Origin of the sequence: Streptomyces sp. NBC_01233 (assembly GCF_035989305.1) — a bacterium.
GTDB lineage: Bacteria > Actinomycetota > Actinomycetes > Streptomycetales > Streptomycetaceae > Streptomyces.
Genome location: NZ_CP108514.1, coordinates 2,291,860 through 2,316,802 on the forward strand (window position 1 = coordinate 2,291,860; position 24,943 = coordinate 2,316,802).

Here is a 24,943-nt window from a genome sequence, read left to right on the forward strand (position 1 = left end):
AGGAGCGCTGGTCTGTGCCACGTGCGCGGGAGCGCCCCCGCCTGGCTTCGCTTGTACGAAATGCGGCGCCTCCAGCCAGACGGCCTGAACAACGCGCGAGGGGCGTGCCCATCCGTCCGCCAAGACCGGGCACGCCCCACAAGTGGTCACCACCGTACCCCGCCCAGCCCCAGGAGCACCGCGATGACCACCAGCCCCGCCGCCAACCTCCGCACGATCGCCCTCCGCTGGACCGACCTGGAAACCGCCCTCGACACCCAAGGGCACGCCGAGTGGCCCCCGGCCGGCCGCATGGCCGACTACCTCGCCGCGCTCGACGAGCACGACGCAGCGGCCGCCCGCGCCGAGGAGCGCGACCCGCGGCAGATCGGCGCCACCCGCGCCCCGCTCCGCATCGACATCCTCGACACCCTCCGCCTCGTCGAGACCACCCTGATCCACGTCGCCGACACCATCGCCGCCGAGGTGCAGCACGACGTCCTCGCCCCCGCGCCCACGAACTGGCTCGCGCGCGGCTGGACCGTCCGGGACAAGATGCGCCGCGACGAGGCCGCCGCCGAGTCCGCGCAGGACCCGCGACGCTGGCGGTACGTGGGCCTCCGCACCGCCCCCTACGCCGCCCTGTGGCTGTGCGCCCGCATCGAGCACCGGCTGGGCCCCTGCTCGGCGCTCACGCCCGCACACGCCCAGCAGATCACCAACGTCGCCGCCGGCTGCCGGGCCCGCGTCGACGCCGCCCTCGGCCTCCTCGCCCGCGACACCGACCACGGACAGCCCTGCCCCGACTGCGGCGGACCCATCCGGCTCCGCACCGGCGCCGGCGCACCACCGCTCGCCGGATGCGGGAGCTGCGGACGGGTCTGGACGATGGCCGACACGAGGGCCGCGTAGGGCAGCGCGAAGCCCCCGATCCGCCAGGGACCGGGGGCTCCGTCGCGCGCGGCTACTCAACGGGCGGCTTGCCGCTGGCCTTCCAGGCCGCCCATGATTCGATACGGCCGTGCCGGATGGCCTGGACGACTTCAGGCGGAGCGCCCAGAGCGGCAGCGGACCCGGCTCGATTCCGTTGCCTGATCGGACCTTCCTCTCGGGCCAAGCGGCTGCACTTCTCCCGGTACGCCTCGGTCCCCATCACGTTGCACCGGGGCTCGTCGGCGGCAATCGCCCGCATCTCAGCCTCGTACGCATGCCCGCGCGACAGGTGCCACTCGTCGACCCTGCGCACCACCTCGCCCCACCAGGGCTGCCGCCGATGTTCCTTGCAGCGCTCGGCCGGGTCGTACGCGGAGCCGACGTACAGCAGCTCATCGCTCGCGCCGTACAGCCGGTACACAGCGGCGGCCCTACGATCCTGCGTCGCCGGGCTGGTCGTGCTGGGTTGTGTCATGAGGACTGCCTTCCGCTGATGGCGTCTGCCGGTTCGGTCGCTGCCCTTGCCGAGACGTGCGGTTGCGGAAGTAGGTCTCGACCACGCGCCAGTCGAAGAGCCGCATCCGGCCGACCTTCATCACGGGCGCCGGCCAGGCCGGGTCTTCCTCCGCGAGCTGACGGCAGCGCTGCACGCTCACGCGCTTGAGGCCAGCCGCCTCCATGCGCGCGGGCATGTCCGGGAATGAGATCAACTCCGGGCCTCCCGTCTCTGCGACTTCCTCCGGTGGGGAGTCGGGCATGGCTCCATCCTCTCAATTTCCTTGTTTTAAAACAAGGAAGTAGCTACGCTCGGTACGGCACCAACAGAACGGCCCCGGACGGAGTTCGCACCTCCGGCCGGGGCCAGCCATCCCACCTGCATCACCAGGAGGAACAGCCATGGCACACCGTACCCACCCCAGCCAGCCGGATGAAGGCCTCCGCCAGGCCGACAGCGACCCGGCCACGCTCCGCATCCTCATGGAGCGCATCGCCCAGTGGATCAGCGGCGAGAACCCCGGTGGCCCCATCACGCCCCTGGCCATCGACGACCTCGCCGCCCAGCACGCGTGGACCCACCTCAAGCGCGTCAGCCGCTTCGGCCGCGTTGACCGGGGCCGACACACCGCCCTCCAGGCCGCCCTGATGGCTGCCCTGCCCGGCCCGCGCGACGACGAAGACGACGCACCGAGCCGCCCGGACGAGACCCGCGGCGAGTACGCGCTCCGCCTCCGCGCCGCCGCCCGCCCATGACCCGCCCCCTCGTCTTCCACGGCATCTTCGGCCCGGACGACACCTGCCTCGCCATCTCATCAACCGGCAACACCGCCGCCGAGACCTGGGCACGCGCCGAACACGTCCTCGCCGCCGCCGGCGGCTGGGCGCCACCCGGCTCCTACGTGGCCGCCCTGTGCCGCTACCACAACCAGCCCGCGGCTCACTGCCTCGAATGTCCCGCCCTGGAGGCCGGCCGATGACCACTCCCACCGAGATCGCCACCCGGCGCGCCAAGGTGCGCCAGCTGGCGCAGGGTGGCGCATCCTCCCGCGAGATCGCGGCGCAGATCGGCGTCTCCAAGGACACCGTGCTCCGCGACCTCGCCAAGCCGGAAGCGCTGGCGCATACGCGCGCGGCCCTGCGGGCGCGGAAGCTGGCGCAGGCGGAGCAGGCCGTGAGCCAGGCAAGCGCCGCAGTTCAGGCCGTCATCGACGCCCGACCGTCGCACATGATCACCGACGATGCGACAGCCCGGCGCTGGTGCGGCGCACTCCGCGCCGCAGCCGACGCACTCGCGGAGCAGGCCGACGCATTCGCCGAGTACTACCCGTGCGCCACCGCATGAGCCAGCCCTGCGTCAGCCGTGCGCCACACCGTCTCAGCCGGACGTGAGTCGTGTTCATCAGCCTCTACGTCGTCTCGTACTGGGCGTTCCTCGCCCTGTTCCCGCTCGCGGCCCTGGCCCTCGTCAACCGTCGCGCACGCCGCTTCCTCGGCTGGCTCCTCGTCATCTGGTTCGTCCTCTACGCCGCATCGAAATGAGCGCCCTCATGAACATCAACATCGCCGCCCCCGAAGCGGGCATCAACTCGGCCGGGATCGGCTCCGGATCGGTCATCATCGGCCTGCTCCTCGTCGCGTTCCTCGTCGGCCGCTGGAAGCACATCAACTCCGAGACCCGCAAGGCCATGGCCCTGGTAGCCGTCGCTGCGATCCTCCTCGGCGGCGCCGGCGGCCTCATCGGGTCCGTGATGCAGGGCACCCGGCAGGCCGGTGACGGGGTCGGGCAGACCATCACCGGCACCACCACCGGCCGATGAATCACGCCGCCCGCGTCGCCATCGGCACCGCCGTCCTCACGCGGCGGGCCCTTGGCGGGTCCTGGCAGTCCGTCGCGTTGCGCGGGGGAGCGGCCGCGTACGTCAGCCCGTACCTGTTCGCCGAGCTCCAGCCGTACCCGTACATCGCACCCGCGGGGCTGGTCGGCTGGCTTGGCGCCGCATGGTGGGCCGGCCGCCCGCAGACCGTCCCGGAGCGCGAGGAGCCACCGCCGGCCGGGGCCGAGGAAGCCACCGAACCGCCCCGCCCGGACGACCTCGTGCCCGCGGTCCAGGCCCTCGCCGCGGGCGGCCACGGCGCGCACCTCGCCGCCCTCGCCGAACACCTCACCGAGAGCACCGGCCACCCGTGGAACACGGCCGCCGTCCGGGCCGCCTGCGACGCCCTCAAAATCCCGGTCACAGGAAGCGTCCGCCAGCCCGGCCGCGGGGTGTCCACCGGGGTCCGCCTCGCCGACCTCCCCGACCCCTCTTCGGACCCCTCTCCAGATCCGGCCGTAGCTGTAGTTGTCGCAGGTCAGGAAACGCCTACAGGGGCGACTACAGCCCCAGCTACACCCGTCGAGCTACAGCTCGCCGTCGAGGAGGGAGCGGGGATCACGATCATCCGCGACCCGGCCGAGCGACGCGCGTACAAAGTCTGACCACCCCGAAGGAGAACCCGATGACCGCCTTCCAATTCGGCCCGAACGCCGACTTCATCCTCCAGCCGGGCCGCTACGCCTGGGCTGTGGACGTCGCCGATACGCCCGAGCTTCCGACGCGTGGCCGCCAGTGCAACGGCAGCCTCACCACCGACAGGGCACTGACCGCCGAGGAGGTCACCACCGAGGCCCTCGCGTGGATCCGCGATGCCACCGGCTGGCCGACCGCTGCGGTGGTGCGCGGCTCCATCTGGACTATCTGATCGCCGGGGCGGCCGCCATCCGCCAAGACATCGGCCGCCCCGGACACCCCGTCACCTCACGAGAGACAGGACCGCCATCATGGCACTCCGCAAGACCATGCCCATGGCGCCGGAGACCCGGCCCGACCCGAAGCACGCGACCGACTACCAGGCCAGCCGCGGCGGCCACATGCAGACGTCGCCGAAGCCCGTCCCGGGCACCCGCAAGGAGGGATGATGGGCGGCATGGACGACCTCGTGCAGTTCCTCCGCGCCCGCCTCGATGAAGACGAGCAGATCGCGCGTATCGGCGACGCCGACGAGCCGCCCTTGGCCTGGAGGCAGATCGGCGGCACGGGCGTCATCGTGGCCTCGGACGGCAAGCGTGCCGAGGAGTGCGCGAACGGCAACTGGGCGGGGATCGCCGAGCGCATCGTCCGCCACGACCCGGCGCGCGTCCTCGCCGAGGTCGACGCCAAGCGGCAGATCGTCGAACTGCACGGCATCGTCCATCGCGAGATCGGTTGGCTGGCGGACGGCGAGGAGAAGCACGGCGAGATCCCCGTCTGTGGCCTCTGCGTCCCCAAGCACGCGCACTACCAGCGCCGTGACGACGTGCCTGAAGGCGCCTGCCGCACACTCCGCCCGCTTGCCCTGCCCTACGCCGACCACCCGGACTACCGCGAGGAGTGGCGACCCTCGGACGGCTGAGATTCGGCCACGCACGAGGGGTGTTGTTCCAGCCACCCCGGGCGTAGCGTGAGCCCTGCGCCCTCGGAGGCACGGTGGCTGCACTCCCCAAGGTGATGCCACCCGATGAGCCCCGCCGCTACGTCCCCCCGTGCGGCGGGGCTCTCCCATTCCCCGAACCCCTTCCCGCAGGGGTGTTGTTCCAGGCGACTCAGGCGTAGCGTGAACCCCACGCTGATGGTGGGGCCCGCCCCTGGAGAGCCCCAGCCGCACTCACACGCGGCTGGGGCTCTTCTGCACCCAGTTGCAAAACCGGCGCCCGTGCCCCATCCTGGCCTCACGTCCCGCGTGCCCGGACACAACGCCCCGCCAGAGTGCGGGGCTTTCGCATGTCACGATTCAGACACCACGCCACCCCAGCCGCTCACCTCTCCGCATGATGCGGTGTCAACACCACGCCGCCCTGGGGGGCCCATGAACACCCGCGCCACCGCCGCCGCATTCGCCGCCGTCACCGCACTCGCCCTCACAGGCTGCGGTCCAGGCGAAATCACCACGAAGCCCGACGCCGCCCCGATCGGCAGTGCACCGGCCACCAGCGCCCCCGCCAGTGCCGCACCCAGCACCCCGCCGGCCAGCCAGGCCGCCACCATCGGCGACACCGTCACCCTCAAGGGCAACAATGACGGCGAGCAGCTGGCCGTCACCATCAAGCAGTGGGCCGACCCCGCCAAGAGCGCCGACCAGTACACGAAGCCCGAAGACGGGAAGCGCTGGGTAGCTGCCCAGTTCGAGTTGGTCAACACCGGCACCGCCGTATACAGCGACAGCCCGAGCAACGGAACGCAGGTCGCCGACGACCAGGGCCAGCAGTTCCAGACCACGTTCGGTGAGGTCACGGCCGGTCCCGCGATGACCAGCTCGGCCAAGGTCGCGCCCGGCGCCAAGGTCCTCGGCTGGATCGTCTACGAGGTTCCGCAGGACTCGAAGATCACCACCGTCCAGTTCACAATGAACTCCGGGTTCGCCTCACAGACCGGACAGTGGACCATCAAGTAACCCCACGACTACCACCGCTGAGCCCGGTCCCGCACCAGCGCGGCCGAGCTCACCCATGACCACTCAGTGCGGAGTGGGTGCGGGTGCAGCCGCCCGGGACGAGGGCCCCGGGCGGCAACCCGCAGACGAGGAGGCGCCGGCATGGCCAAGCGCCGCGACCTCACCACCTACGCCTACCGCAAGCAACGCGCCCGTCTCCTCGCCGAGTCCGACGTCTGCCACCTCTGCGGCCACCCCGGCGCCGACGTCGTCGACCACCTCACCCCGGTGAGCCGAGGCGGCGACCCGCTCGACCCCGAGAACCAGGCGCCGGCGCACGGGGTCAACCGCTGCCCGACCTGCGGGCGGAACTGCAACGGCGAGCGCAGCAACAAGCCGCTGACCAGCGGGCTGAAGACGTCTCGCGACTGGTATTCGTAAATGATCACAAGGCTTTGACCTGCACGAATGTTGAGATCTTGAAGATCCGAGCCAGGAAATCCGGCTGATTTTTTGGGAAGATCATCTTCCCAGCCCCGCGCCCAGCTTTTATTTTTACGCGTGCGAGGCGAAACCCCCCGAAGCGATCTTGAACCCAGCAGTCGCCTGCGCCTGATCCGCGCGGGAAGAGAGCCCCGGCGTCTCCAGGCGCCGGGGCTTTCGCATGCCCTGGAGACCGTCCATGCCTCGTCACCCCGACCTTCCCTGCGCCCGCTGCGGCACCCTGCTGTGGCGGGGCCGCGGCTCACTGCCGGAGGGACAAGCCGTCTGCCGCGCCTGCCGCCGCGAGCAGCCGCACCCGTACTCAAGGCCCGAGCTGCACGTGCCGCGTCCGTGCTCCCAGTGCGGCCGGCCATTCACTGATCCGGCGCTGCGCACCTGCTCGCTGGCCTGCGCCCGACGCGGGATGGGCACCAACCTCCGCCGCCTCAACGACGTGCCCGAACAGCCCATGCCGTGCGACACCTGCGGCGAACTGACCGCCCGCGGCCGGAACCAGCAGGGCCGCTTTTGCGAGGCGTGCGCCCGCGCCCGGCGTCGGGCCAAGGATCGGCGTGCGGCTGCGGTAAGGCGCGGCGCGGCGGTGGTCGGCCCCCGTCCGCTGCTGGAGGACGTAGCCCGCCGCGACGGCTGGCGCTGCCACCTCTGTGCGCGGCTGGTCGATCCGACCCTGTACTTCCAGCACCGGGACGCGGCAACTCTGGACCACTTGGTCCCGGTGTCCGCTGGCGGCACCGACGAGGCGTCGAACCTGGCGCTCGCGCACCGCGGGTGCAACTCCCGACGCGGTACGCGCGCCCTGGTCCAACCTGCGCTGAGCTGAAAGGCGGCCGTCATGGGCCCGGTGGAGAAGGCCGTCCGCGAGGACATCGACGCGATCGGCGGCCTGGTCGGCGTCGAGCCCACCCTCGCCGAGATGGCGTACCGCCTGGCGGCCGACATGGACGCTGGCGGAGGCGACGACGGGCGGCTGCTGCCCGCGCTGAACAAGGAGCTGCGGGCCACGCTGAAGCAGCTCGTCGACGGGCGGCCGGCGGAGGACGAAGATGACGACCTCTCCGATCTGGGAAGCCCCGACTGAGTTCGGCGAGCAGCTCCGAGAGCTGTACGGGCTGGAGTGCGCGCCCTGGTGGGGAACACCGCGGCGCCCCGGCTGCCCCACGCTCGGGGGGAAGGCGGCCAAGGTCATGCAGCGGCTCGGTTTCGAGCCGATGCCCTGGCAGCGGTACGTCCTCGACGTGGCGCTGGAGCTGGACCCGGCCACCGGCCTGTTCGCGCACCGCGAGGTCGGCCTCAGCGTTCCGCGGCAGCAGGGCAAGACTCAGCAGATCCTGGCCGTGATGGTGCACCGGATCATGGCGTGGGAGCGGCAGAACGTCACCTACGCCGCGCAGAACCGGACGATGGCCAAGAAGCGGTGGGAGGACGAGTTCCTCGCCACGCTCGACGGGTCGGCGCTGTTCGGCAGGTACCGGCCGCGCAAGACCACGGGCAATGAGGCGATCATCTGGGGCAGCACCCGTTCGCTGCTCGGCATCACCTCGAACACCGAGAAGGCGGGCCACGGGCCGCCCTTGGACTTGGGGGTCATCGACGAGGCTTTCGCGGCCGAGGATGACCGCCTGGAGCAGGCTTTCTCCCCCGCGATGCTCACGAAGCCGATGGCTCAGCTCTGGTGGGCGAGCGCGGGCGGCACGGACCGCAGCGTGTGGCTGAACAAGAAGCGTGAGGCCGGCCGCGAGCTGATCCAGCAGATGTGGGCGACCGGCCACCGGCCCCGGGTCGCCTACTTCGAGTGGTTCGCCCCCGACCACCTGCCTCGGGACCAGCCGTCCACGTGGCGGCGCACGCTGCCCGCGCTCGGCCACACGGTCACCGAGGACATCATTCGAGCCGAGCTGGAGAAGCTGGACCCTGGCGAGTTCGACCGGGCGTACTTGAATCGCACGCGGAAGGCGGCGCCGCCGTCGGACCCGAACGTGCCCAAGGCGGCGTGGTCCGGGCTCGTCGACGAGCGGTCCCGGCCCGGCGCCGAGCTCGCGCTCGCGGTCGAGGTGTCCCAGGACCGCACCACGTCCACGATCGCGTTGGCCGGGCTCCGGCCGGACGGGCGTGTCCACCTGGAGGTCATCGACCGGCGGGCCGGCACGGACTGGGCGGTGCCTGCCGTCATACGGCTGCGGCAGCTGCACAATCCGGTGGCCGTGGCCATTTCCGCGTCCGGTTCCCCCTCTTCCTCCCTGATTGACGACCTCGTGGCCGCGGGCATCCGCGCGCCCGAGGGCGACGAGAAGAACCGTCCCCTTCCGGGCCACCTCGTGGTGATGCGGACCGGCGACATGGTCGAGGCGTCCGGGCAGATGGCCGACGCGATGACGCAAGGCACGGTCCGACACATCGACCAAGCCCCGCTCACCGCGGCGGTGAACGGAGCCATGACCCGGCCCGTCGGCGACGCATGGGTGCTGGACCGGCGTAAGTCCCTCGTCGACGTCAGCCCGTTCGTCGCCGCGGTGCAAGCCCGGTGGGCGCTGCTCACACGCGGGCCGCTGGTCCGCGACGACTACGACGTACTCAGCTCGGTGCTGTGAGGAGGGGGAACTGATGGGCCCGACTCTCGGCCCCGATGGGGTGTGGTACCCGGGCGGTGCCCCGCCGTCGGAGCCCGGCGGCTGGCGCAGGATGGGCCGCGCGCTGACCGCGCCCTTCCGGTGGATGGGCGGCGTCAGCAAACGGGCGATCACCTCGCTGCCCTGGCTGAGCGGCGGCGCATCCACCTCGCAGTCGACGGCGGCCGCCCGCGCGCTCCAGCTGATCCCGCTGTTCGCGTGCGTGCGGATCCTCGCCGACTCGATCGCGTCGCTGCCGGTGCAGACGTACCGGCGCAACGGCGCGTCGCGGGAGATGCTCACGTTCGTACCGTCGCTGCTGTTCGCGCCGGCGGCCCGCGACAACCTGTTCGAGTGGCTCCACAAGTGCGTGGTGTCGCTTGCCCTGCGCGGGAACGCCTACGGACTGATCACGCAGCGGGACGACTTCGGTTTCCCCACGATGATCGAGTGGCTCAACCCGGACGACGTGTGGGTGGACGAGCTGCGGCCGACGCTGCCCGTCTTCTACTGGCAGGGCATCGAGGTGCCCCGCGAGCAGATCGTCCACATCCCGTGGGTGGTCATGCCCGGCAAGGTCGTCGGCCTCTCCCCCGTCAGCTACTTCGCGCACACGATCGGCGTGGGCCTCTCCGCCACCGAGTACGGGCTGTCCTGGTTCGACAACGGCGGCACCCCGCCCAGCGTGCTGAAGAACAGCGCTAAGACGATCACCCCGGACGAGTCGGCGGAGATCTCCGACCGGCTGTCCGCGCGGGTCCGTGCCCGCAAGCCGCTTGTGCTCGGCTCGGACTGGGACTTTGAGGCGCTGAAGGTAAGCCCCGAGGAGTCGCAGTTCATCGAGACGATGCGGCTCAACGCGTCGCAGATCGCCGCGATCTACGGTGTCCCGCCCGAGATGGTTGGCGGCGACTCTGGCGGCTCGATGACGTACGCCAACGTCGAGCAGAACGCGCTGAATTTCGTCGGGTTCACCCTGCGGCCGTGGCTCGCCCGGCTTGAGGCCAAGCTGTCCGCGCTGATGCCGGGCCGCGAGTTTGTCCGCTTCAACGTGGACGCGATGATCCGTGTGGACCTGCGTACCCGGTACGAGGCGCACCGCATCGCGCTTCAGGACGGCTGGCGCAACCGCGACGAGGTCCGCGCGATCGAAGACCTGTCGCCGCTGCCTGCCGGGCAGCACGGCGACACCTACATGCCCGTGGCTCTCCTGGCCGCGGCCGAATCCCAGCCCGACGAAGAGCCGGCGGGCGGCAACCCATCTGAGTGAGGAGGCCCCGGTGACCGACACCGAGCGGCGCTTTACCAAGGTGCCCGTCGAGCTGCGGGCATCCGAGAAGAAGACCACCATTGGTGGCTACGCGGCCGTCTTCAACCGGCAGTCGTCGAACCTGGGCGGGTTCGTCGAGGTCGTCGACGCGGCCGCGTTCAACGCGTCCCGCGGCGACGGCTGGCCGGACGTGATCGCCCGCTACAACCACGACGACAACATGCTCCTCGGCTCCACCGGGTCCGGGACGCTGCGGATCATGGTGGACGGGACCGGCCTCGACTATGAGGTCGACCCGCCCAAGGCCCGCGCGGACATCCTCGAACTCGTCCAGCGTGGCGACGTCCGCAAGTCGAGCTTCGCGTTCCGCACGATCGAGGACGAGTGGGGCACCACCGATCAGGGGTTCCCGATGCGGACCCTGCTCCGCGTCCAGCTCGTCGACGTGGCCCCGGTCAACACGCCGGCGTACCCCGACAGCACGGCTGGCCTGCGCTCGCTGGCCCGGCACATGGGCGCGGACTTCGAGGAGGTCCGCAAGCTCGCCGACGAGGACGAGCTGCGCCGCTTCTTCGTCCGCACCGACCGCACCACGGGCAAGCCCAAGGTGCAGGAGAAGACCAGCTACGGCGCGGCCGCCCGCATGCAGCTGCTGGCCCGGAAGTCCGACCCCTACGCCTGACGTGGGGTGCAGTGAGCACGAGGTACGCCCGCCTAGCGGCGGGGGTCCGGCATCCGGCCGGGCCTGCCGATTGGAAACCCCGTCGGCACGTGCAGCACGGAGCAGTGATCAGACGACCGCCGATTGCAGCACGCGTCGGCCGCAGGCACCAGACCCTGGTGCGGGGCGTCGTGGGCTCCCGTCCAGCTACATCCCGACGGGAGCATTTCCATGTCCGAAGTTGCCAAGAAGCTGCGCGAGCGCCGTGCCAACGTGTGGGAGCAGGCCAAGGAACTGGCCGACCGTGCGGCCGATGAGAACCGTGCGTTCTCCGGCGAGGAAGAGAAGTCCTGGGTCGCGCTGAACAGCGAGCTGGACGCGCTCGACGTGCGTATCAAGGCGGTGCTCGACGGCGAGCAGCGCGCCAAGGACGCCGAGGACGCCATGTCGGCGCTCCGCGGCGAGCCCCGCAAGCAGGGCGGCGCCGGCGGCCAGGGCGGGCCGGAGGGCGGCGGGGACGTCGCGCTGCGGAACTTCCTGCGCGGCGAGGGCCCGCGCGCCATCGACGTCAACCCGTCCGGCCCGGTGAACTTCCGTGACCTGTCCAAGCTGAGCTCGGGCGCGGGCGGCGCGACCGTCCCGACGAGCTTCTACGACCGACTCGTCGCCCACCTCATCGAGACCTCGGCGATCCTCCAGGCCGGTGCCACCGTCCTGAACACCGCGTCCGGCGAGGTCATCCAGGTTCCCAAGACCACGGCTCACAGCAGCGGCGGGATCGTCACCGAGGCTGCATCGATCGGCGAGTCCGACCCTGCGTTCGGCCAGGTCTCGCTCGGCGCGTACAAGTACGGCACCCTCATCCAGGTCTCCCGCGAGCTCCTCACCGACACGGGCGTGGACCTGGAGGGCTACCTCGCCATGCAGGCCGGGCGCGCGCTCGGCAACGCTTTCGGTGCGCACGCCATCACCGGCGACGGATCGTCCAAGCCGCGCGGTGTCCTGACCGACGCTTCGGCCGGGGCGACCGGACCGAACGCGGCTACCCCGGTCGGCGGGTTCGGTGCGCAGGGCACGGCGGACCAGGGCGCTGATCTGCTCATCACGCTTTTCCACTCGGTGATCTCGCCGTACCGCATGTCCTCGGCGTGCCGCTGGCTGATGGCCGACAGCACCGCGGGCGCGGTCCGGAAGATCAAGACCGCCGAGGGCCAGTACATCTGGCAGCCCTCGGTGATCGCCGGTCAGCCGGACACCATCCTCGGCAAGCCCGTGCTCACCGACCCGAACATGCCAGCCATTGCTGCGAGCGCGGAGTCGATCGCGTTCGGTGACTTCTCGCAGTACTTCGTCCGCCTCGCGGGCGGCGTGCGCTTCGAGCGGTCCGACGAGTTCGCGTTCGGCAACGACCTTGTCACGTTCCGGGCGCTGATGCGCGCGGACGCGGCGCTCGTCGACCTGACCGGCGCCATCAAGACGTTCACCGGCGGCACCGCCTAAGAGCCCGCGGCAGGGCAGCCCCCACCGTCCCCGGGGGCTGCCCTGCCCCGGATAGGAGACCCTCCATGTCCACGTACAACCAGACCCTGTTCAAGCGCAGCCTCTCTCCGGCGCTGCGGACCGACGGCACCGCGAGCGGTGTGGCTGTCGACCGGGCAGCAAACGGCGGCATGCAGGACGCCGTGGTGCTCGTATCCACCGGCACCGTCACCGACGGCTCCCACGCGGTCGCCATCCAGGACTCGGCCGACGGATCCACCGACTGGCAGGCCGTCGCCGCCGCCCAGCTCGACGGCAGCACACCCACGCTCGTCGCCGCGAACGACGACACCGTGTACGAGGTCGGCGTCCGGGCGACCCGACGCTACCTCCGGGTCGTGGCCGTCACCACCGGCGCCACCACCGGCGGCCTGTTCGGGGCGGCGATCCTCCTCGGCCGTCCCCGGTACGCGCCCGTGACCCGGTCGTGAGAGGAGACCTGATGCGTATCCGCATGACCGTGGCCATGTCCGGGACCCGCAACGGCGTGCCCTGGCCGGCACGCGGCGAGATCGCCGAACTCCCCACCACAGAAGCCGCGCACCTGGTCGGCGCCGGTATCGCCGTCGCGGTGCCCGACGACCCGCCGGTGGAGACCGCGACCGCCCCGGCGCCCGAGGCGCCCGCGCCGCCGGCGCCCGAGGACGCGTCGCTGCCCGAGACCGAGGAGCGGCGAGGCCGCGGCCGGCCCCGTAAGCCGCGCGACGGCCAGGGCAACATCGTCCGAGAGTGAGGTAGGCCGGTGGCCAACGAGTACGCAGACCTGTCCGTGCTCAAGGCCAGCCTCGGCCTGGAGGACGACGACGACACACGCGACGTCCTGCTGGCCGCGGCCCTGGCGTCCGCGTCCCGCAGCATCGACACCGCGACGGGCCGCCGCTTCTGGCTCGACGGAGTGGCGTCCGCCCGCACGTACAACCCGTCCGGCCGGAGCGTGTGCGGCGACGACGGCGAGCGGCTCCTCATCGACGACGCGGGCGTAGCCCCGACGCTGGTGGAGACCGGCGCAGCCGGGTCCTGGACGGCCGTCACCGGGTACGAGACGGGCCCGGACAACGCGCTCGCCCGCGGCCGCCCGATCGTGTCCCTGCTGCAGGGCACAGCGTCCTGGGGGCGCGGCCCGACCCGCGTGCGGGTGACCGCGCAGTGGGGTTGGCCGGCCGTGCCGGACGAGATCGTGCAGGCCACCGTGATCCAGGCCTCGCGGCTGTTCAAGCGCAAGGACTCGCCCGAGGGCGTGACCGGGTCCGCGGAGTGGGGCGTCGTCCGCCTGTCCCGCCGGGACCCGGACGTGTGGGCGCTCATCGAGCACTTCGTCCTGCCCGGCTTCGGATAGGGGGCGCCGTCATGCAGATGTCCGCGGTCCGTGAGGCCATCGCTGCCGCGGCCCGCGAGGTCGTCCTCCCGTCCGGGCTGCCCAAGCTGACCTGCCACGGCTACACCCCGGACTCGATCACCGCCCCCTGTTTCTTTGCCGCGGAGTACAGCCTCGAATTCGACAAGGCGATGGGCCGCGCACTCGACGAGGCCGAGCTGACGTGCCGTGTGCTGGTCGGCCGCGCCGACGACGTGTCTGCGCAGCGCACCCTCGACGCGCTGCTCTCCGGATCCGGGCCGGCGTCACTGAAGGCCGCGATCGAAGCAGCCCGCGGGGCGCCCGGCGAGTACGCGCTCGGCGGCCTGGCGCACGACCTGCACGTGACCCGAGTGCAGGGCTACCGATGGTACGAGCACCAGGGCACGCAGTACGTCGGGGCCGAGCTGATCATCCGCATCATCGGCGACGGAAGGAGCTGACCCCGTGAGCAAGTTCGTACTGCTCAACTGCCGCCTGTTCGCTGTCGGCGCGGACCTCAGCGGCGCATCCAACAAGATTGAGATCACGGCCGAGTACGAGGACAAGGAGACCACCAACTACCTGTCCAACGGTCACAAGGAAGTCATGGCCGGGCTCGGCTCGGCAGAGATCAGCGGCGAGGGCCAGTGGGAAGCCGGCGACGACTCCCTCGTCGACAACGCGTCCTGGTCCCAGCTCGGCGGCACCGGCCCGTGGACGGCCTGCCCGAACCTGGCCACGGTCGGCTCCCTCGCCTGGATCACCAAGGCGATGCGCGCCGACTACACGCAGGGCGAAGCCGTGGGCGAGGTCGCCCCGTGGACCGGCACCGCCAAGAGCTCGTGGCCGCTCGTGCGCGGCGTCATCGGGCACCCGGCCGGGACCGCCCGGACGTCGACCGGCACCGGGACCGGCGTGGAGCTGGGCGCCGCGGCTGCCGGACAGCGGCTGTACGCCGGGCTGCACGTTCTCTCCGCATCCGGGACCACCCCGTCGATCACAGCCCGGATCGAGTCCGACGTCGACAACACGTTCGCCAGCCCGACCACGCAGCTGACGTTCACCGCGGCCACGGCCGCCGGCGGACAGATCCTGCGGACCACGGGCAGTGCCATCACGGACACCTGGTTCCGGGTCGCTTGGACGATCTCCGGCACGTCGCCCAGCTTCATATTCGCAGTTTCATTGGGCGTGCGCTAACAGTCCGGGTTGCGCGATAGAATGCCATATGCCCAACCGACCCTGCGCCGTGGACAGTTGCGAAGAGAGACACTTCGCGAAGAGCTACTGCAAGCTGCACTACGAGCGAGTACGGGCAGGCCGCCCGCTTGATGCACCGCACCGGTCACAGACCCCTCTCAAAGCGTGCTCCGTGGATGGGTGCGATCGCGCGCACGCTTCTGGTGGGTACTGCGACACCCATTACCGGAGGTGGCGGCGGCATGGCGAGGCGGGGCCTGTCGAAGCCCAGCCGTGCGGGCCCAAGAGGAAGACGCCGCAGCCCTGCTCTGTGGATGGCTGCGACAAGCCGCGGCGCGGGAAGGTCTACTGCGCTCTGCACCGGGCCCGAGTCAAACGCACGGGGAACCCCGGGCCAGCCCATGCCCTGCATACAGGCGAGAGCAACGGATACCTGACGCCACAGGGGTACCGAATGGTCCTGCGCGGCGGCCGGTACCGTGCAGAACACCGGTACGTGATGGAGCAAACCCTCGGCCGCGACCTGTTCGAGGACGAGACGGTTCACCACATCAACGGCGTGCGCGACGACAACAGACCCGAGAACCTGGAGCTGTGGTCGTCGCGCCACCCGAAGGGCCAGCGAGTCGACGAGAAAGTCGCCTGGGCCCTGGAGATCTTGGCCCGCTACGCACCGGAACGCATCAAGTAGAAAGCCCCACCCGCCTCAGCCCGGAGACCACTGGTCCCGGGCTGTTCGTCGTGCCCAGAAAGGTGATCCGCCATGGCCAAGATGGTCCTGCTCGCACAGTTCCTGTCCCTCAACGGGACCGACGTCTCGGAGTACGTCCGCAAAGCGGAGCTGACGATGGAGGTGGAGGACAAGGACGTCACCACCTACTCGTCGCTCGGCTGGAAGGAAGTCCTCGGCGGCCTCAAGTCCGGCGAGCTCTCCATCGAGTTCCTCCAGGACGTCGCTGCGACGGAGATCGACAGCATCATGTGGCCGCTGTTCGGCACCGTGGTCCCGTTCGTGACCCGCGCCGACCAGGCCGCGGTCGGCGCGTCCAACCCGAGCTACTCGGGGAACGTGCTGATCAAGCAGTGGAACCCGATCGAGGGTTCGATCGGTGACGAGGCGAGCGTGGGCGTCGGCTACCCAACGTCCGGCGCCGTGGCCCGCGCCGTCGCCTGATGTCCGGCGGCGGGCCCCCGTTCGAGCTCACGTGCACGCACGAGGGCCTCGACGCTCTGGCCCGGGCGCTGCGGGCCGAGGCCGACGGGAAAGAGCTCCGCAAGGAGCTCGCCAAGGGGATGCGCGAGGCCCTGAAACCGGCGGCCGTGCAGGCCAAGAGCGGAATCATGGCGATGTCCTCGGCCGGCCCGAGCACTGCGCCGGCGCTCCGTTCGGCCATCGCCAAGAAGATCAGGCCCGAGGTCAAGCTCGGCGGACGCTGGTCCGGGGCTCGGATCAAGGCCTTCAAGACGAGGAACATCCGCGGCTTCGCCAACGCGCCCAAGCGCACGAATCGCGCCCGCGGCTGGCGACACCTGACCTACGGCCAGGAGCCGTGGGTCCAACAGCACGGCAAAACCCTCTGGTTCGACCACGCCATGGAGGGCGACACGAACCGCTACACCCAGGCCGTGCACGAGGCCATGGAGAACATGGCCCGGCGGATCGCCGACCGGGCCGGATAGGGGACGAGATGTACCTGGTTTACAAGCCCGAAGGGTCGGATGAGCAGCGCTGGGAGTACAACCCGCGCAAGATCATGTCGGCGGAACGGGAAGCCCTGGAGAAGCGCACCGGCCGCGATTTCTCCGACTTCACCAAGGCCGTTGCCAACGGCAACTCGGGATGCCGGCGCGCGCTGCTGCACATGTACCTCAAGCGCGAGCACCCCGGCGTCCGGTACGAGGACGTCGACTTTGCGTGGGACGAGCTCACCCTCGTCCAGACCCGCGCCGAGCTCATCTTCATCCGCGAGCAGGCCGCCGAGCACGCCTCCCCGGAGCAGCGTGAGGCCATGCTCGAAGGCCTCGATCAGGCCATCGCCGAGGCCGAGGACGACGGGTCCGAAGGCGGGGGAAAAGTCCTGCCGCCGATCGTCGCCTGAGACGGCTCGGCGATGCCGCGCACCTCCTCGGTGTCCGGCCCTGGGAGTGGCGGCTCCTCACGGTCGAGGAGGAAGACGGGCTCTTGGACTGGCTCGACGGATACGAGAAAGCCCAGAACGAGGCCAACGAGAAGATGAAGAGGGGGCGATGACGTGGCGTCCGATACCTCCCTCGTCTTCAACCTGATCGCCCGCGACCGCGCGTCCGCGACGATCCAGCAATTCCAGGAGCGCATCACCACCGCGTCCGCGGGCATCGCGGCCGGCGTCGGCGCTGCCCTGGGCGCTGGCATCGCGGCGAACCTGGACGCGTCCGCCGCGAATGCGAAGCTCGCCGCACAGCTCGGCATCGGTCCGGCAGAAGCGGCCGAGCTGTCGAAGGTCTCCGCCAGCGTGTACGCGAACGCGTGGGGCGAGTCGACGGCCGAGGTCAACGAGGCTATCAAGGGCGTCTACCAGCAGATCGGCGACACCAGCGATCTCCAGGGCGGCCTGGAGGGTGTCACCACGAAGGTGATGGCGCTCGCGCAGACATTCGACCAGGACCTCGGCGGCGTCACGAAGGCCGTGGGCCAGATGATCAAAACGGGGCTCGCGAAGGACGCGGACGAGGCCCTCGACATCCTGACCCGCGGTTTCCAGTCCGGCGCGGACAAGGCCGAAGACCTCCTCGACACGATGAACGAGTACGGCACACAATTCCGCAAGTTCGGCCTGGACGGGCAGACCGCGACCGGGCTCCTCACGCAGGGCCTGCAGGCGGGCGCCCGCGACGCGGATATCGTCGCCGACGCGATCAAGGAATTCAGCATCCGGGCCATCGACGGCTCGAAGGGTGCCGCCGACGCGTACAAGGCCCTCGGCCTGAACGCTGACGACATGATGTCGAAGATCGGCCAGGGCGGCGACAGCGCCGAGGCCGCGCTCGGCCTCGTCCTCGACAAACTCCGCGGCATCAAGGACCCCGTAGCGCAGTCGGCTGCTGCGGTGGGTCTGTTCGGTACACAGGCCGAAGACCTGGGGCAGGCCCTGTACGCCCTCGACCCGGACGCCGCCGTGGGCGCGCTCGGCCAAGTCGCCGGGGCTGCCGATGCCATGGCGAACACGGTCGGCAGCTCGCCGGCGGCCGCGCTGGAGACGTTCAAGCGCGACGCCATGGGCAAACTGTCCGAGGTCGGCGGTGTCATGGTGCAGTTCGCCATGAAGCACCAGACGGTGTTCGAGCCGCTCGCGTACACGCTGATGGGGCTGGCCACGACGGTCCTCGTCGTCAAGGCGGCGATGATCACCTACTCGGCGGTCGCTGCGGTCGTCGCCGGAGCCAACGCCATCATCAGCGCCAGCGCCTGGACAGTCATCGGGAACTGGATCCGGATGAACGCGATCGGGCTCGGCATGTATGCCCGCATCGCTGGCGCGGCAGTGGTGTCCGCGGCGACAACCTCGGCCGCGTGGGTGGGCTCGGCGCTCACCTCGATCGGCACGTGGGTCATGGCCGTGATCCGGGCGGGCGCCGCGGCCGTAGGACAGTTCGTCATGATGGCCGCCCGAGCTGTGGTGTGGGCGGCGACGATGGCCGCACAATGGCTGATCGCCATGGGCCCCATCGGGTGGATCATCCTCGGGGTGATCGCCCTGGCGGCACTGATCTACACGTACTGGGACCAGATCAAGGCGTTCACCGTCGCCGCGTGGGGCGCGATCTGGACCGGCATCAAGTGGGCCGTCGATCAGATCTGGAACTTCTTCGTCACGTGGATGCTCGGCGGGATCATCTGGCAGCACTGGGAAGAGATCAAGGCCGGGGCGCTGGCCGCGTGGACGTGGCTGATGAACTGGCTCGGCGGGATCCCCGGCTGGCTGTACCAGGCGTTCCTCGACTTCACGCTGATCGGCCTGTTCATCCAGCACTGGCAGTCCATGAAGGACGGCGCGGTGCGCAAGGGGAGTGAGCTCGTGGCCTGGGTCCGGAGCCTGCCCGGCATGATCACGGGCGCACTAGGCGACCTCGGCAACCTCCTCGTCGGGCACGGCCGGGACATCGTCACGGGGCTGTGGCATGGCATCCAGGGGATGGGCGGCTGGCTCCGCTCCACCCTCATGGGCTGGGCCCGCAACCTGATCCCGGGGCCGATCGCGAAAGCACTCGGCATCGCGTCCCCGTCCAAGGTCATGGCCGACCAGATCGGCCAGTGGATCCCGGCCGGTGTTGTCCTCGGCATCGAGGCCCGGCAGGACGACGTCGCCCAGGCGATGGCCACTCTCGTGCCGACCATGGGCGCCGGCCAGTCGATGCTCGCCGGTCAGCAACTCGCCGGCGGCCAGGCCGGGAGCCCGCTGATGCGGCCGGGGTTCGGCCCGCAGCAGGTGCGGGTTGTCTTCGACGTCACCGGTGGCGAGAGCGCGCTGACCAAGTTCTTCCGTCAGAACGTCCGCGTCGTCGGGCAGGGGTCCGTGCAGAACGCATACGGCCAGTAGCAGGAAGGAGGCGCCGTCGTGGCGTTCCCGCAGACTCCGATCGAGCTCCTCGCCGAGATGCAGGTCGGCGGGACGTGGACGGACATGACGGGGGACCTGTACCGGCGGGCGCCGCTCACCATCGAGCGGGGCCGTCCGGATGAGGCGACCCGCGTCGACCCGTCGAAGGCCACGTTCCAGCTCAATAACCGGGCCAACAAGTACAGCCCGCGCAACCCGCGCTCGGCGAACTACGGGCTCATCGGCCGCAACACTCCCGTCAGGTTTTCGGTCGCCGGGCCGGAGTCGTACCTCGCCACCACCGGCGTGTCCGGGGACATCGTCGCCACCCCGGACCATGCGTCGCTCGACATCGTCGGTGACATCGACGTGCGGATCGAGCTGACGAAGAACTGGGATGAGGTCAGCGCCCAAGCCCTGACCGGCCCGACCCTGATCGGCAAGTGGTCCGCGGTCGACGGCAACCGCTCGTGGATCTGGCGGACCCTCAACAATTTCAGCCACTTCGTGTGGTCACCCACCGGCCTGTCGGCAGGCGCGATCACCGCCAGCGTCGAGCTGCCGCAGCTGCCCCACAGGGCGGCCCTGCGCGCGACCCTCGACGTGGACAACGGTGCGTCCGGCTGGACCGTCACCCTGTACTGGGCCGAGACTCTCGCCGGACCGTGGACCCTCGCCGGGACCGCGACCGGAGCCGGCGTAACGTCGATCTTCAGCGGCACCGCGCCTCTAGAGATCGCGCCCACCCAGATCACCACAACGCTGACCCGCTACCCGTGGCGTGGCCGCCTCCACCGGGCCGAGGTCCGGTCCAGCATCGGCGGCACCGTCATCGCCAGCCCCGACACGCGCGCCCTCGCCGTCGGTACCGGCTCCTGGGCAGACTCTGCTGGCCGCACCTGGACCGTGGCGGGCGACGCCGAGATCACCAACCGCGAGTACCGGCTGCACGCCGAGGTGTCGTCCTGGCCTGCCCGCGCGGACGTGTCCGGCAAGGACATCTACGTACCGGTCGAGGCCGCCGGGATCCTGCGCCGTCTGGGCCAGGGCCAGAAAGCGCTCGCGTCCACGCTGGCCCGTCGGCTTCCGTCACAGGAGCCGGTGGCCTACTGGCCGATGGAGGACGGCCGCGAAGCGACGCAGGCCTATTCCCCGCTCGTCGGCTGCGCCCCGCTGCCCGTGACTGGCTTCACCTTCGGCCAGGACGACAGCTGTCCCGGATCGGGCGCCCTGCCGTCCATCAACGGCGCCGCCATCATGGCCGGCCCCGTACCCGCGTACACCAGCCCGACCAGCGGTTACCTGATCTCGCTGATCTACCAGCTCGACGCCCCGAGCAGCACGCTTCAGTCGTGGCTGGCCTTTCGGACAACGGGCACCGCGGCCGGGCTCGTTGTGAAGTACACGCCGACCACCATTGGCATCGAGGGCTACGACTCGGCCAACACTCTGATCATCAACGAGTCGTTCTCGAACTCGGACACCTACGGCCCCGGCCGGTGGTTCCGTTTCGACTTCTCCGCCCAGCAGAACGGCGGCAACGTCGACTTCCACGCGGGCTGGGTCGAGGTTGACGGGACCGGTGGCGCGTGGGACTGGTCCGAGCCCGGCACCGTCGGCCTCGTCGAGCGCTTCGACACCGAGTTCGGAGCCGACTTCTCCGGGATGAAGATCGGGCACCTGTCCGTCTTCCCCTCGTCCGACCTGAACGTGTGGGGCGGCTCGGACAACGGGTACGGCGGCGAGCTGACGGGCCACCGGATCGCGCGCCTCGGCAGTGAGGAGAACGTGCCGCTCACCGCCGGGTACGCCGACACGGCGATGGGCGCACAACGGCCCGGCTCCCTGCTCTCCCTCCTCGCCGAGTGCGAGGCGGCAGACGGCGGCGTGCTGTACGAAGATCGTGAACGGATCGCCCTGCACTACCGGTCACGGCAGTCGTACTACAACCGGCCGGTAGCGCTCACCCTCGACTACACCGCCGACGGACACGTGGCCCCACCGCTGGAGCCAGTCGACGACGACCAGCGGGTCCGCAACGACCGCACCGTCACACGCACGGGCGGCTCCTCCGCCCGGGCCGTGGACGAGACGAGCGCTCTGTCGGTGCAGGCGCCGCCGCTGGGGGTGGGCCCCTACGACGACAGCCGCACTCTGAACGTGCGCTACGACAGCCAGGTGGAACCGATCGCCCAGTGGTCGCTGTACCTGGGCACCTGGGACGAGGCCCGATACCCGACGGTTCATATCAATCTGGCTGCGGCACCGTCCCTGATCCCGGACGTTCTGGCGCTCGATATCGGGGACCGCATCCAGATCACCAATCCCCCGGACTGGCTGCCACCCGGCCCGATCGACCTGACCATCGAGGGCTACACCGAGGTCATCGGGCACCCCAACGACTGGGACATCATTCTCAACTGCTCGCCCGCGGGACCGTGGGCGGTCGGAGTTCTGGACGACGTGACGACAGGACGCGGCGACACGGCCGGCTCGACTCTCGCGTCGGGCGTCACGTCCACCGCGACGTCGCTGTCGGTGGCAACGCCGAGCGGCCCGCTGTGGGCGACGTCCGGCGAGACCCCCTTCGATATTCGAGTCGGCGGGGAAGTCATGACCGTCACCGCGGTCTCCGGAGCCTCGTCGCCGCAGACGTTCACCGTGACCCGCTCGGTCAACGCCGTGGTCAAAGCCCACTCCAGTGCGGCAGATGTCCGGCTGGCCCAGCCCATGATCCTCTCCCTGTAAGGGGGCCCCGTGCCATACCCCACGTGGTCGGCAGGGCAGCGGGTCACCGCGGCTCTGCTCACCGCCATGCAGCCCGTCACCATGGTGAAGTCGGCGAACACGTCCCGCGCGTCGACGACCACGCTTGCCAGCGATCCACACCTTGTGATCCCCGTGTCAGCGAGCGCCACCTATCTGCTCGACGGATTCCTGGAGTACGACGGGAATTTCGGCGGCACGGGCGATATGAAGCTCGATTGGACACTCCCGTCCGGCGCCGCAATCCGCTGGGCGGCACTGGGCAATGCCAGCGGGGACACCACCCAGAAGCACGTCAGCACCTCGGCTGCCGCGGGAACCACCCTGTCGGTCGGCACCTACGGTGTGGCCGGCGCCGGCGGCGTCCGGAACGCAGCCAGCCCGCGCGGCTATCTGACAGTGGCCGGCACGGCCGGGAACATCACCCTGCGGTGGGCACAGAACTCCTCGCATGCCACGGCCACGACGTTGTACGCCGGGTCGTGGATACGGCTCCTCCGCGTCTCCTGATCTCGCCTCTCCCCGTTCGCCCCGAGCCCTGTTGGCCGGGGCTTTTCTCATGCCCTGGAGGCCTCATGGCGTGGTATCCCGGCGCGGTCCGGATGGAGCTCCAGCCGGAGTCCGACGACCAGCCCGCGATCATCCCGACTCAGTTCGTCCTGCACTCGATCGCTGCCCCGTGGACGAAGGAGCGGACCTTCGAGTTTTGGCGCGACAGCACCAACCTCGAAAGTCATTTCGGCCAGTCCTTCGACGGCAGCATCGCCCAGTACATCGGCACCGAGACCCGCGCCGATGCCACCTACCTGGCTAACCGCCGGCCCGACGGGACCGGCGCCGTCGCCATCGAGACCGCCTCAAATCTCGACCACACCGACCCTTGGACGGACGCCCAGGTCGAGGGGCTTATCAGTCTCGGTGTCTGGCTGCACCGTCAGCACGGGATCCCGCTCCGCATCTGTCGCACCGCGTCCGACCCCGGCTACGGCTACCACCGTCTTCACGCGGACTGGGCGAAGGGCGGCACTGCCTGCCCCGGCGACGCGCGGGTCGCGCAGTTCAGGAACGTCATCTTCCCGGGCATCGTCGCCCGGGCCACCGGCCAACCGTCCGAGGAGGACGACATGCCCTTGACCCCGGCCGATCTCGACGCGATCGAGCAGCGCGTCTGGCGCCACACCGAGACCAACGCCGCCACCGGCCGCCCCGTCGACATGGGCGCCGTCATGGCCTGGATGGACAAGGTCCACAACAACCAGACCGAGACCACGGGCCGCCAGATCGCCGCCATGCAGGCCGCGATCACCGCGCTCGCGGCGCAGCTCGGCCAGCTCGACGGCGTCGACACGGCCACCGTGGTTGCCGCGGTCCGGGCGGCCATCGCCGAGGCCGTCATCGACGTGGACGTCACCGTCACCGGAACCCCGACCCCCCAGGAGTCCTGACCCATGAAGATCTTCGGACGCGAGCCCGTCTACATCCTTGCCGTCATCGCCGTCGCTCTGAAGCTCGCCGCGGCCTACGGCCTCGACGTCTCCGACACGCAGCAGACCCTCATCAACACCGTTCTCGCCTGCGCAGTCGCGCTGGCCTCCGCCGTCGTCCTCAGGACGGGCGCGGCCGGCGCCGCAGTGCTGCAGCTGGCCCAGGCCGCGCTCGCGCTGTTCGCTGGCTTCGGCCTGGACATGTCCGCGACCGAGCAGGCTGGCTGGATGTCCCTCGTCTCGGCAGTCCTCGCCGTGGTGTCGCATGGGCAGGTCGAGGCGCCGGTGTCCCGGCTGGCGATCGAGCAGTCCAGCCCGGTCAAGTCCGCGCCCCGGGCGGTCTGATGTGGGCCGCCCTGTGGCGGCACCTCCAATGGCGGGGCCTGACCCTGGCCGGTGTCGGCGCGTGCTGGATCGCCTACGGCATCGGCCTCATCGTCACCGCCCGGCCGGGCCTCGTCGCCGCCACGGCCCCGCTGATCCGCCTGATGGGCGTGGAGGGCTGGGGCGGGGTGTGGATGGTCTGCGGCGTCGCCGGGGTGGCCTGCGGCCTGCTCCGGCCCGGCCGCGACATCGCCGGATTTGCCGGGGTGTTCCTGCCGCCGACGGTGTGGGGGCTCGCATTCGTCGGCGCCTCCGCAACCGGCACGTATGAGGTCGCGTGGGCCACCGCGCCACTGTACGCCGCGATCGTTCTGCTGGTCGTTGTCGTCGCTGCGCTGACGGGGGGTCGCAGGCGCTCGTGCACGTGTGATGAGGGGGCGCCTGATGGGCACTGAAGGAACTGTTCTGGGCGTCGTGATAGCCGTGGTGGGTGTGATCGGGTCGGTGCTTGTTGCGCGGGTGTCCGTGCCCCGCCCGCAACCTGTTGGGCATCCGGAGCCCGACGAGGTTCCGCCCGCGCTGGAGGTCAGTCCTGAGATCTGGTCCCACTTCAGCGGGAAGATCACCAATCTGGAGGCCAAGGTGGACCACCTCACCGACCTCGTCGAGCAGCAGACGGTCCGCGTCGGCACCCTGGAACGCCTCCTCCGCCAGGCCATGCGCGTCATCCGCCGCTGCAACACCCGTCTGCGCAAGGCGGGCCTGGACCCTGAGCCCATCCCGCCCGAGCTGATCCCGTACTCGATCGACTGAGGAG

36 protein-coding genes are annotated in these 24,943 nt (G+C 70.3%); 34 read left to right on the forward strand and 2 right to left on the reverse strand.

Translation table 11 applies throughout. The annotated features are described in order from the left end of the window. The first annotated feature begins 183 nt into the window (after positions 1 to 183). Positions 184 to 891, forward strand: a complete 708-nt coding sequence (locus OG332_RS10615; RefSeq protein ID WP_327413209.1) for a hypothetical protein — start codon at positions 184 to 186, stop codon at positions 889 to 891. Between the two features lie 52 nt (positions 892 to 943). On the opposite strand, the gene OG332_RS10620 is transcribed toward OG332_RS10615, so the two are convergent. Both OG332_RS10620 and OG332_RS10625 read right to left on the reverse strand, forming a co-directional pair. Continuing rightward, positions 944 to 1,387: a hypothetical protein gene (locus OG332_RS10620; RefSeq protein WP_327413210.1), complete on the reverse strand. Its 444-nt coding sequence runs from the start codon at positions 1,385 to 1,387 to the stop codon at positions 944 to 946. Next, on the reverse strand, positions 1,344 to 1,670 hold the full coding sequence (locus tag OG332_RS10625; protein WP_327413211.1) for a hypothetical protein: 327 nt from the start codon (positions 1,668 to 1,670) through the stop codon (positions 1,344 to 1,346). Before OG332_RS10625 ends, OG332_RS10620 begins: the two co-directional genes overlap by 44 nt. Positions 1,671 to 1,809: 139 nt before the next feature. Here OG332_RS10625 and OG332_RS10630 point away from each other — a divergent pair, with 139 nt between their 5' ends. The 33 genes from OG332_RS10630 (at position 1,810) to OG332_RS10790 (ending at position 24,939) form a co-directional block, all read left to right on the forward strand. Next, on the forward strand, positions 1,810 to 2,163 hold the full coding sequence (locus OG332_RS10630) for a hypothetical protein (RefSeq protein ID WP_327413212.1): 354 nt from the start codon (positions 1,810 to 1,812) through the stop codon (positions 2,161 to 2,163). Then, positions 2,160 to 2,387, forward strand: a complete 228-nt coding sequence (locus OG332_RS10635) for a hypothetical protein (protein ID WP_327413213.1) — start codon at positions 2,160 to 2,162, stop codon at positions 2,385 to 2,387. The genes OG332_RS10630 and OG332_RS10635 overlap by 4 nt, the downstream gene beginning before the upstream one ends. Next, positions 2,384 to 2,752, forward strand: coding sequence for a hypothetical protein (locus OG332_RS10640; protein ID WP_327413214.1), 369 nt, complete (start codon positions 2,384 to 2,386; stop codon positions 2,750 to 2,752). Before OG332_RS10635 ends, OG332_RS10640 begins: the two co-directional genes overlap by 4 nt. A gap of 50 nt (positions 2,753 to 2,802) precedes the next feature. Next, on the forward strand, positions 2,803 to 2,949 hold the full coding sequence (locus tag OG332_RS10645; protein WP_327413215.1) for a hypothetical protein: 147 nt from the start codon (positions 2,803 to 2,805) through the stop codon (positions 2,947 to 2,949). Between the two features lie 8 nt (positions 2,950 to 2,957). Continuing rightward, positions 2,958 to 3,227: a hypothetical protein gene (locus OG332_RS10650; protein WP_327413216.1), complete on the forward strand. Its 270-nt coding sequence runs from the start codon at positions 2,958 to 2,960 to the stop codon at positions 3,225 to 3,227. Next, positions 3,224 to 3,889 carry a hypothetical protein gene (locus tag OG332_RS10655; protein ID WP_327413217.1) on the forward strand — a complete coding sequence of 222 codons (666 nt, stop codon included), beginning with the start codon at positions 3,224 to 3,226 and terminating at the stop codon, positions 3,887 to 3,889. Before OG332_RS10650 ends, OG332_RS10655 begins: the two co-directional genes overlap by 4 nt. A gap of 20 nt (positions 3,890 to 3,909) precedes the next feature. Continuing rightward, positions 3,910 to 4,152, forward strand: coding sequence for a hypothetical protein (locus OG332_RS10660; RefSeq protein WP_327413218.1), 243 nt, complete (start codon positions 3,910 to 3,912; stop codon positions 4,150 to 4,152). Between the two features lie 79 nt (positions 4,153 to 4,231). After that, on the forward strand, positions 4,232 to 4,369 hold the full coding sequence (locus OG332_RS10665; protein ID WP_327413219.1) for a hypothetical protein: 138 nt from the start codon (positions 4,232 to 4,234) through the stop codon (positions 4,367 to 4,369). An 8-nt stretch (positions 4,370 to 4,377) separates the two neighbouring features. Then, on the forward strand, positions 4,378 to 4,842 hold the full coding sequence (locus OG332_RS10670; protein WP_327413220.1) for a DUF6221 family protein: 465 nt from the start codon (positions 4,378 to 4,380) through the stop codon (positions 4,840 to 4,842). Positions 4,843 to 5,295: 453 nt separating this feature from the next. Beyond that, positions 5,296 to 5,880: a DUF4352 domain-containing protein gene (locus OG332_RS10675; protein ID WP_327413221.1), complete on the forward strand. Its 585-nt coding sequence runs from the start codon at positions 5,296 to 5,298 to the stop codon at positions 5,878 to 5,880. 141 nt (positions 5,881 to 6,021) lie between these two features. Next, positions 6,022 to 6,300: an HNH endonuclease gene (locus OG332_RS10680; protein WP_327413222.1), complete on the forward strand. Its 279-nt coding sequence runs from the start codon at positions 6,022 to 6,024 to the stop codon at positions 6,298 to 6,300. A gap of 241 nt (positions 6,301 to 6,541) precedes the next feature. Continuing rightward, entirely contained in the window at positions 6,542 to 7,183 is a 642-nt protein-coding gene (locus tag OG332_RS10685; RefSeq protein WP_327413223.1) for an HNH endonuclease, read from the forward strand. A gap of 12 nt (positions 7,184 to 7,195) precedes the next feature. Continuing rightward, positions 7,196 to 7,441 (forward strand): hypothetical protein, encoded by a 246-nt coding sequence (locus OG332_RS10690; RefSeq protein ID WP_327413224.1) that lies wholly within the window; start codon positions 7,196 to 7,198, stop codon positions 7,439 to 7,441. After that, a complete protein-coding gene (locus OG332_RS10695) occupies positions 7,407 to 8,951 on the forward strand; it encodes a terminase (RefSeq protein WP_327413225.1) in 1,545 nt (514 codons plus the stop codon). The genes OG332_RS10690 and OG332_RS10695 overlap by 35 nt, the downstream gene beginning before the upstream one ends. 13 nt (positions 8,952 to 8,964) lie before the next feature. Next, on the forward strand, positions 8,965 to 10,239 hold the full coding sequence (locus tag OG332_RS10700) for a phage portal protein (protein WP_327413226.1): 1,275 nt from the start codon (positions 8,965 to 8,967) through the stop codon (positions 10,237 to 10,239). Positions 10,240 to 10,249: 10 nt separating this feature from the next. Further along, positions 10,250 to 10,921 (forward strand): HK97 family phage prohead protease, encoded by a 672-nt coding sequence (locus OG332_RS10705; RefSeq protein WP_327413227.1) that lies wholly within the window; start codon positions 10,250 to 10,252, stop codon positions 10,919 to 10,921. A 210-nt stretch (positions 10,922 to 11,131) separates the two neighbouring features. Beyond that, positions 11,132 to 12,400: a phage major capsid protein gene (locus tag OG332_RS10710; RefSeq protein ID WP_327413228.1), complete on the forward strand. Its 1,269-nt coding sequence runs from the start codon at positions 11,132 to 11,134 to the stop codon at positions 12,398 to 12,400. 65 nt (positions 12,401 to 12,465) lie between these two features. Beyond that, on the forward strand, positions 12,466 to 12,870 hold the full coding sequence (locus tag OG332_RS10715; RefSeq protein ID WP_327413229.1) for a hypothetical protein: 405 nt from the start codon (positions 12,466 to 12,468) through the stop codon (positions 12,868 to 12,870). Between the two features lie 11 nt (positions 12,871 to 12,881). Next, the gene (locus OG332_RS10720) at positions 12,882 to 13,172 is read left to right on the forward strand and encodes a hypothetical protein (RefSeq protein ID WP_327413230.1); all 291 of its coding nucleotides are present in this window, start codon (positions 12,882 to 12,884) and stop codon (positions 13,170 to 13,172) included. 9 nt (positions 13,173 to 13,181) lie between these two features. Then, on the forward strand, positions 13,182 to 13,775 hold the full coding sequence (locus tag OG332_RS10725) for a phage gp6-like head-tail connector protein (RefSeq protein ID WP_327413231.1): 594 nt from the start codon (positions 13,182 to 13,184) through the stop codon (positions 13,773 to 13,775). An 11-nt stretch (positions 13,776 to 13,786) separates the two neighbouring features. After that, positions 13,787 to 14,236: a hypothetical protein gene (locus tag OG332_RS10730; RefSeq protein ID WP_327413232.1), complete on the forward strand. Its 450-nt coding sequence runs from the start codon at positions 13,787 to 13,789 to the stop codon at positions 14,234 to 14,236. Positions 14,237 to 14,240: 4 nt separating this feature from the next. Beyond that, positions 14,241 to 14,975, forward strand: a complete 735-nt coding sequence (locus OG332_RS10735) for a hypothetical protein (RefSeq protein WP_327413233.1) — start codon at positions 14,241 to 14,243, stop codon at positions 14,973 to 14,975. 499 nt (positions 14,976 to 15,474) lie between these two features. Next, the gene (locus OG332_RS10740; protein WP_442816133.1) at positions 15,475 to 15,666 is read left to right on the forward strand and encodes an HNH endonuclease; all 192 of its coding nucleotides are present in this window, start codon (positions 15,475 to 15,477) and stop codon (positions 15,664 to 15,666) included. 72 nt (positions 15,667 to 15,738) lie between these two features. Continuing rightward, positions 15,739 to 16,149: a hypothetical protein gene (locus OG332_RS10745; protein WP_327413235.1), complete on the forward strand. Its 411-nt coding sequence runs from the start codon at positions 15,739 to 15,741 to the stop codon at positions 16,147 to 16,149. Then, positions 16,149 to 16,655: a hypothetical protein gene (locus OG332_RS10750; protein WP_327413236.1), complete on the forward strand. Its 507-nt coding sequence runs from the start codon at positions 16,149 to 16,151 to the stop codon at positions 16,653 to 16,655. Before OG332_RS10745 ends, OG332_RS10750 begins: the two co-directional genes overlap by 1 nt. Positions 16,656 to 16,663: 8 nt before the next feature. Beyond that, a complete protein-coding gene (locus tag OG332_RS10755; protein WP_327413237.1) occupies positions 16,664 to 17,074 on the forward strand; it encodes a hypothetical protein in 411 nt (136 codons plus the stop codon). A gap of 153 nt (positions 17,075 to 17,227) precedes the next feature. Beyond that, positions 17,228 to 19,552, forward strand: a complete 2,325-nt coding sequence (locus OG332_RS10760) for a phage tail tape measure protein (protein ID WP_327413238.1) — start codon at positions 17,228 to 17,230, stop codon at positions 19,550 to 19,552. A gap of 18 nt (positions 19,553 to 19,570) precedes the next feature. Next, positions 19,571 to 22,300: a hypothetical protein gene (locus tag OG332_RS10765; protein ID WP_327413239.1), complete on the forward strand. Its 2,730-nt coding sequence runs from the start codon at positions 19,571 to 19,573 to the stop codon at positions 22,298 to 22,300. A gap of 66 nt (positions 22,301 to 22,366) precedes the next feature. Next, positions 22,367 to 22,828, forward strand: a complete 462-nt coding sequence (locus tag OG332_RS10770; protein ID WP_327413240.1) for a hypothetical protein — start codon at positions 22,367 to 22,369, stop codon at positions 22,826 to 22,828. A gap of 65 nt (positions 22,829 to 22,893) precedes the next feature. Next, entirely contained in the window at positions 22,894 to 23,763 is an 870-nt protein-coding gene (locus tag OG332_RS10775) for a peptidoglycan recognition protein family protein (RefSeq protein WP_327413241.1), read from the forward strand. A gap of 3 nt (positions 23,764 to 23,766) precedes the next feature. After that, on the forward strand, positions 23,767 to 24,147 hold the full coding sequence (locus OG332_RS10780) for a hypothetical protein (protein ID WP_327413242.1): 381 nt from the start codon (positions 23,767 to 23,769) through the stop codon (positions 24,145 to 24,147). Next, positions 24,147 to 24,581, forward strand: a complete 435-nt coding sequence (locus OG332_RS10785; protein ID WP_327413243.1) for a hypothetical protein — start codon at positions 24,147 to 24,149, stop codon at positions 24,579 to 24,581. Before OG332_RS10780 ends, OG332_RS10785 begins: the two co-directional genes overlap by 1 nt. Beyond that, entirely contained in the window at positions 24,571 to 24,939 is a 369-nt protein-coding gene (locus OG332_RS10790; protein WP_327413244.1) for a hypothetical protein, read from the forward strand. Before OG332_RS10785 ends, OG332_RS10790 begins: the two co-directional genes overlap by 11 nt. The last annotated feature ends 4 nt before the right edge of the window (positions 24,940 to 24,943 follow it).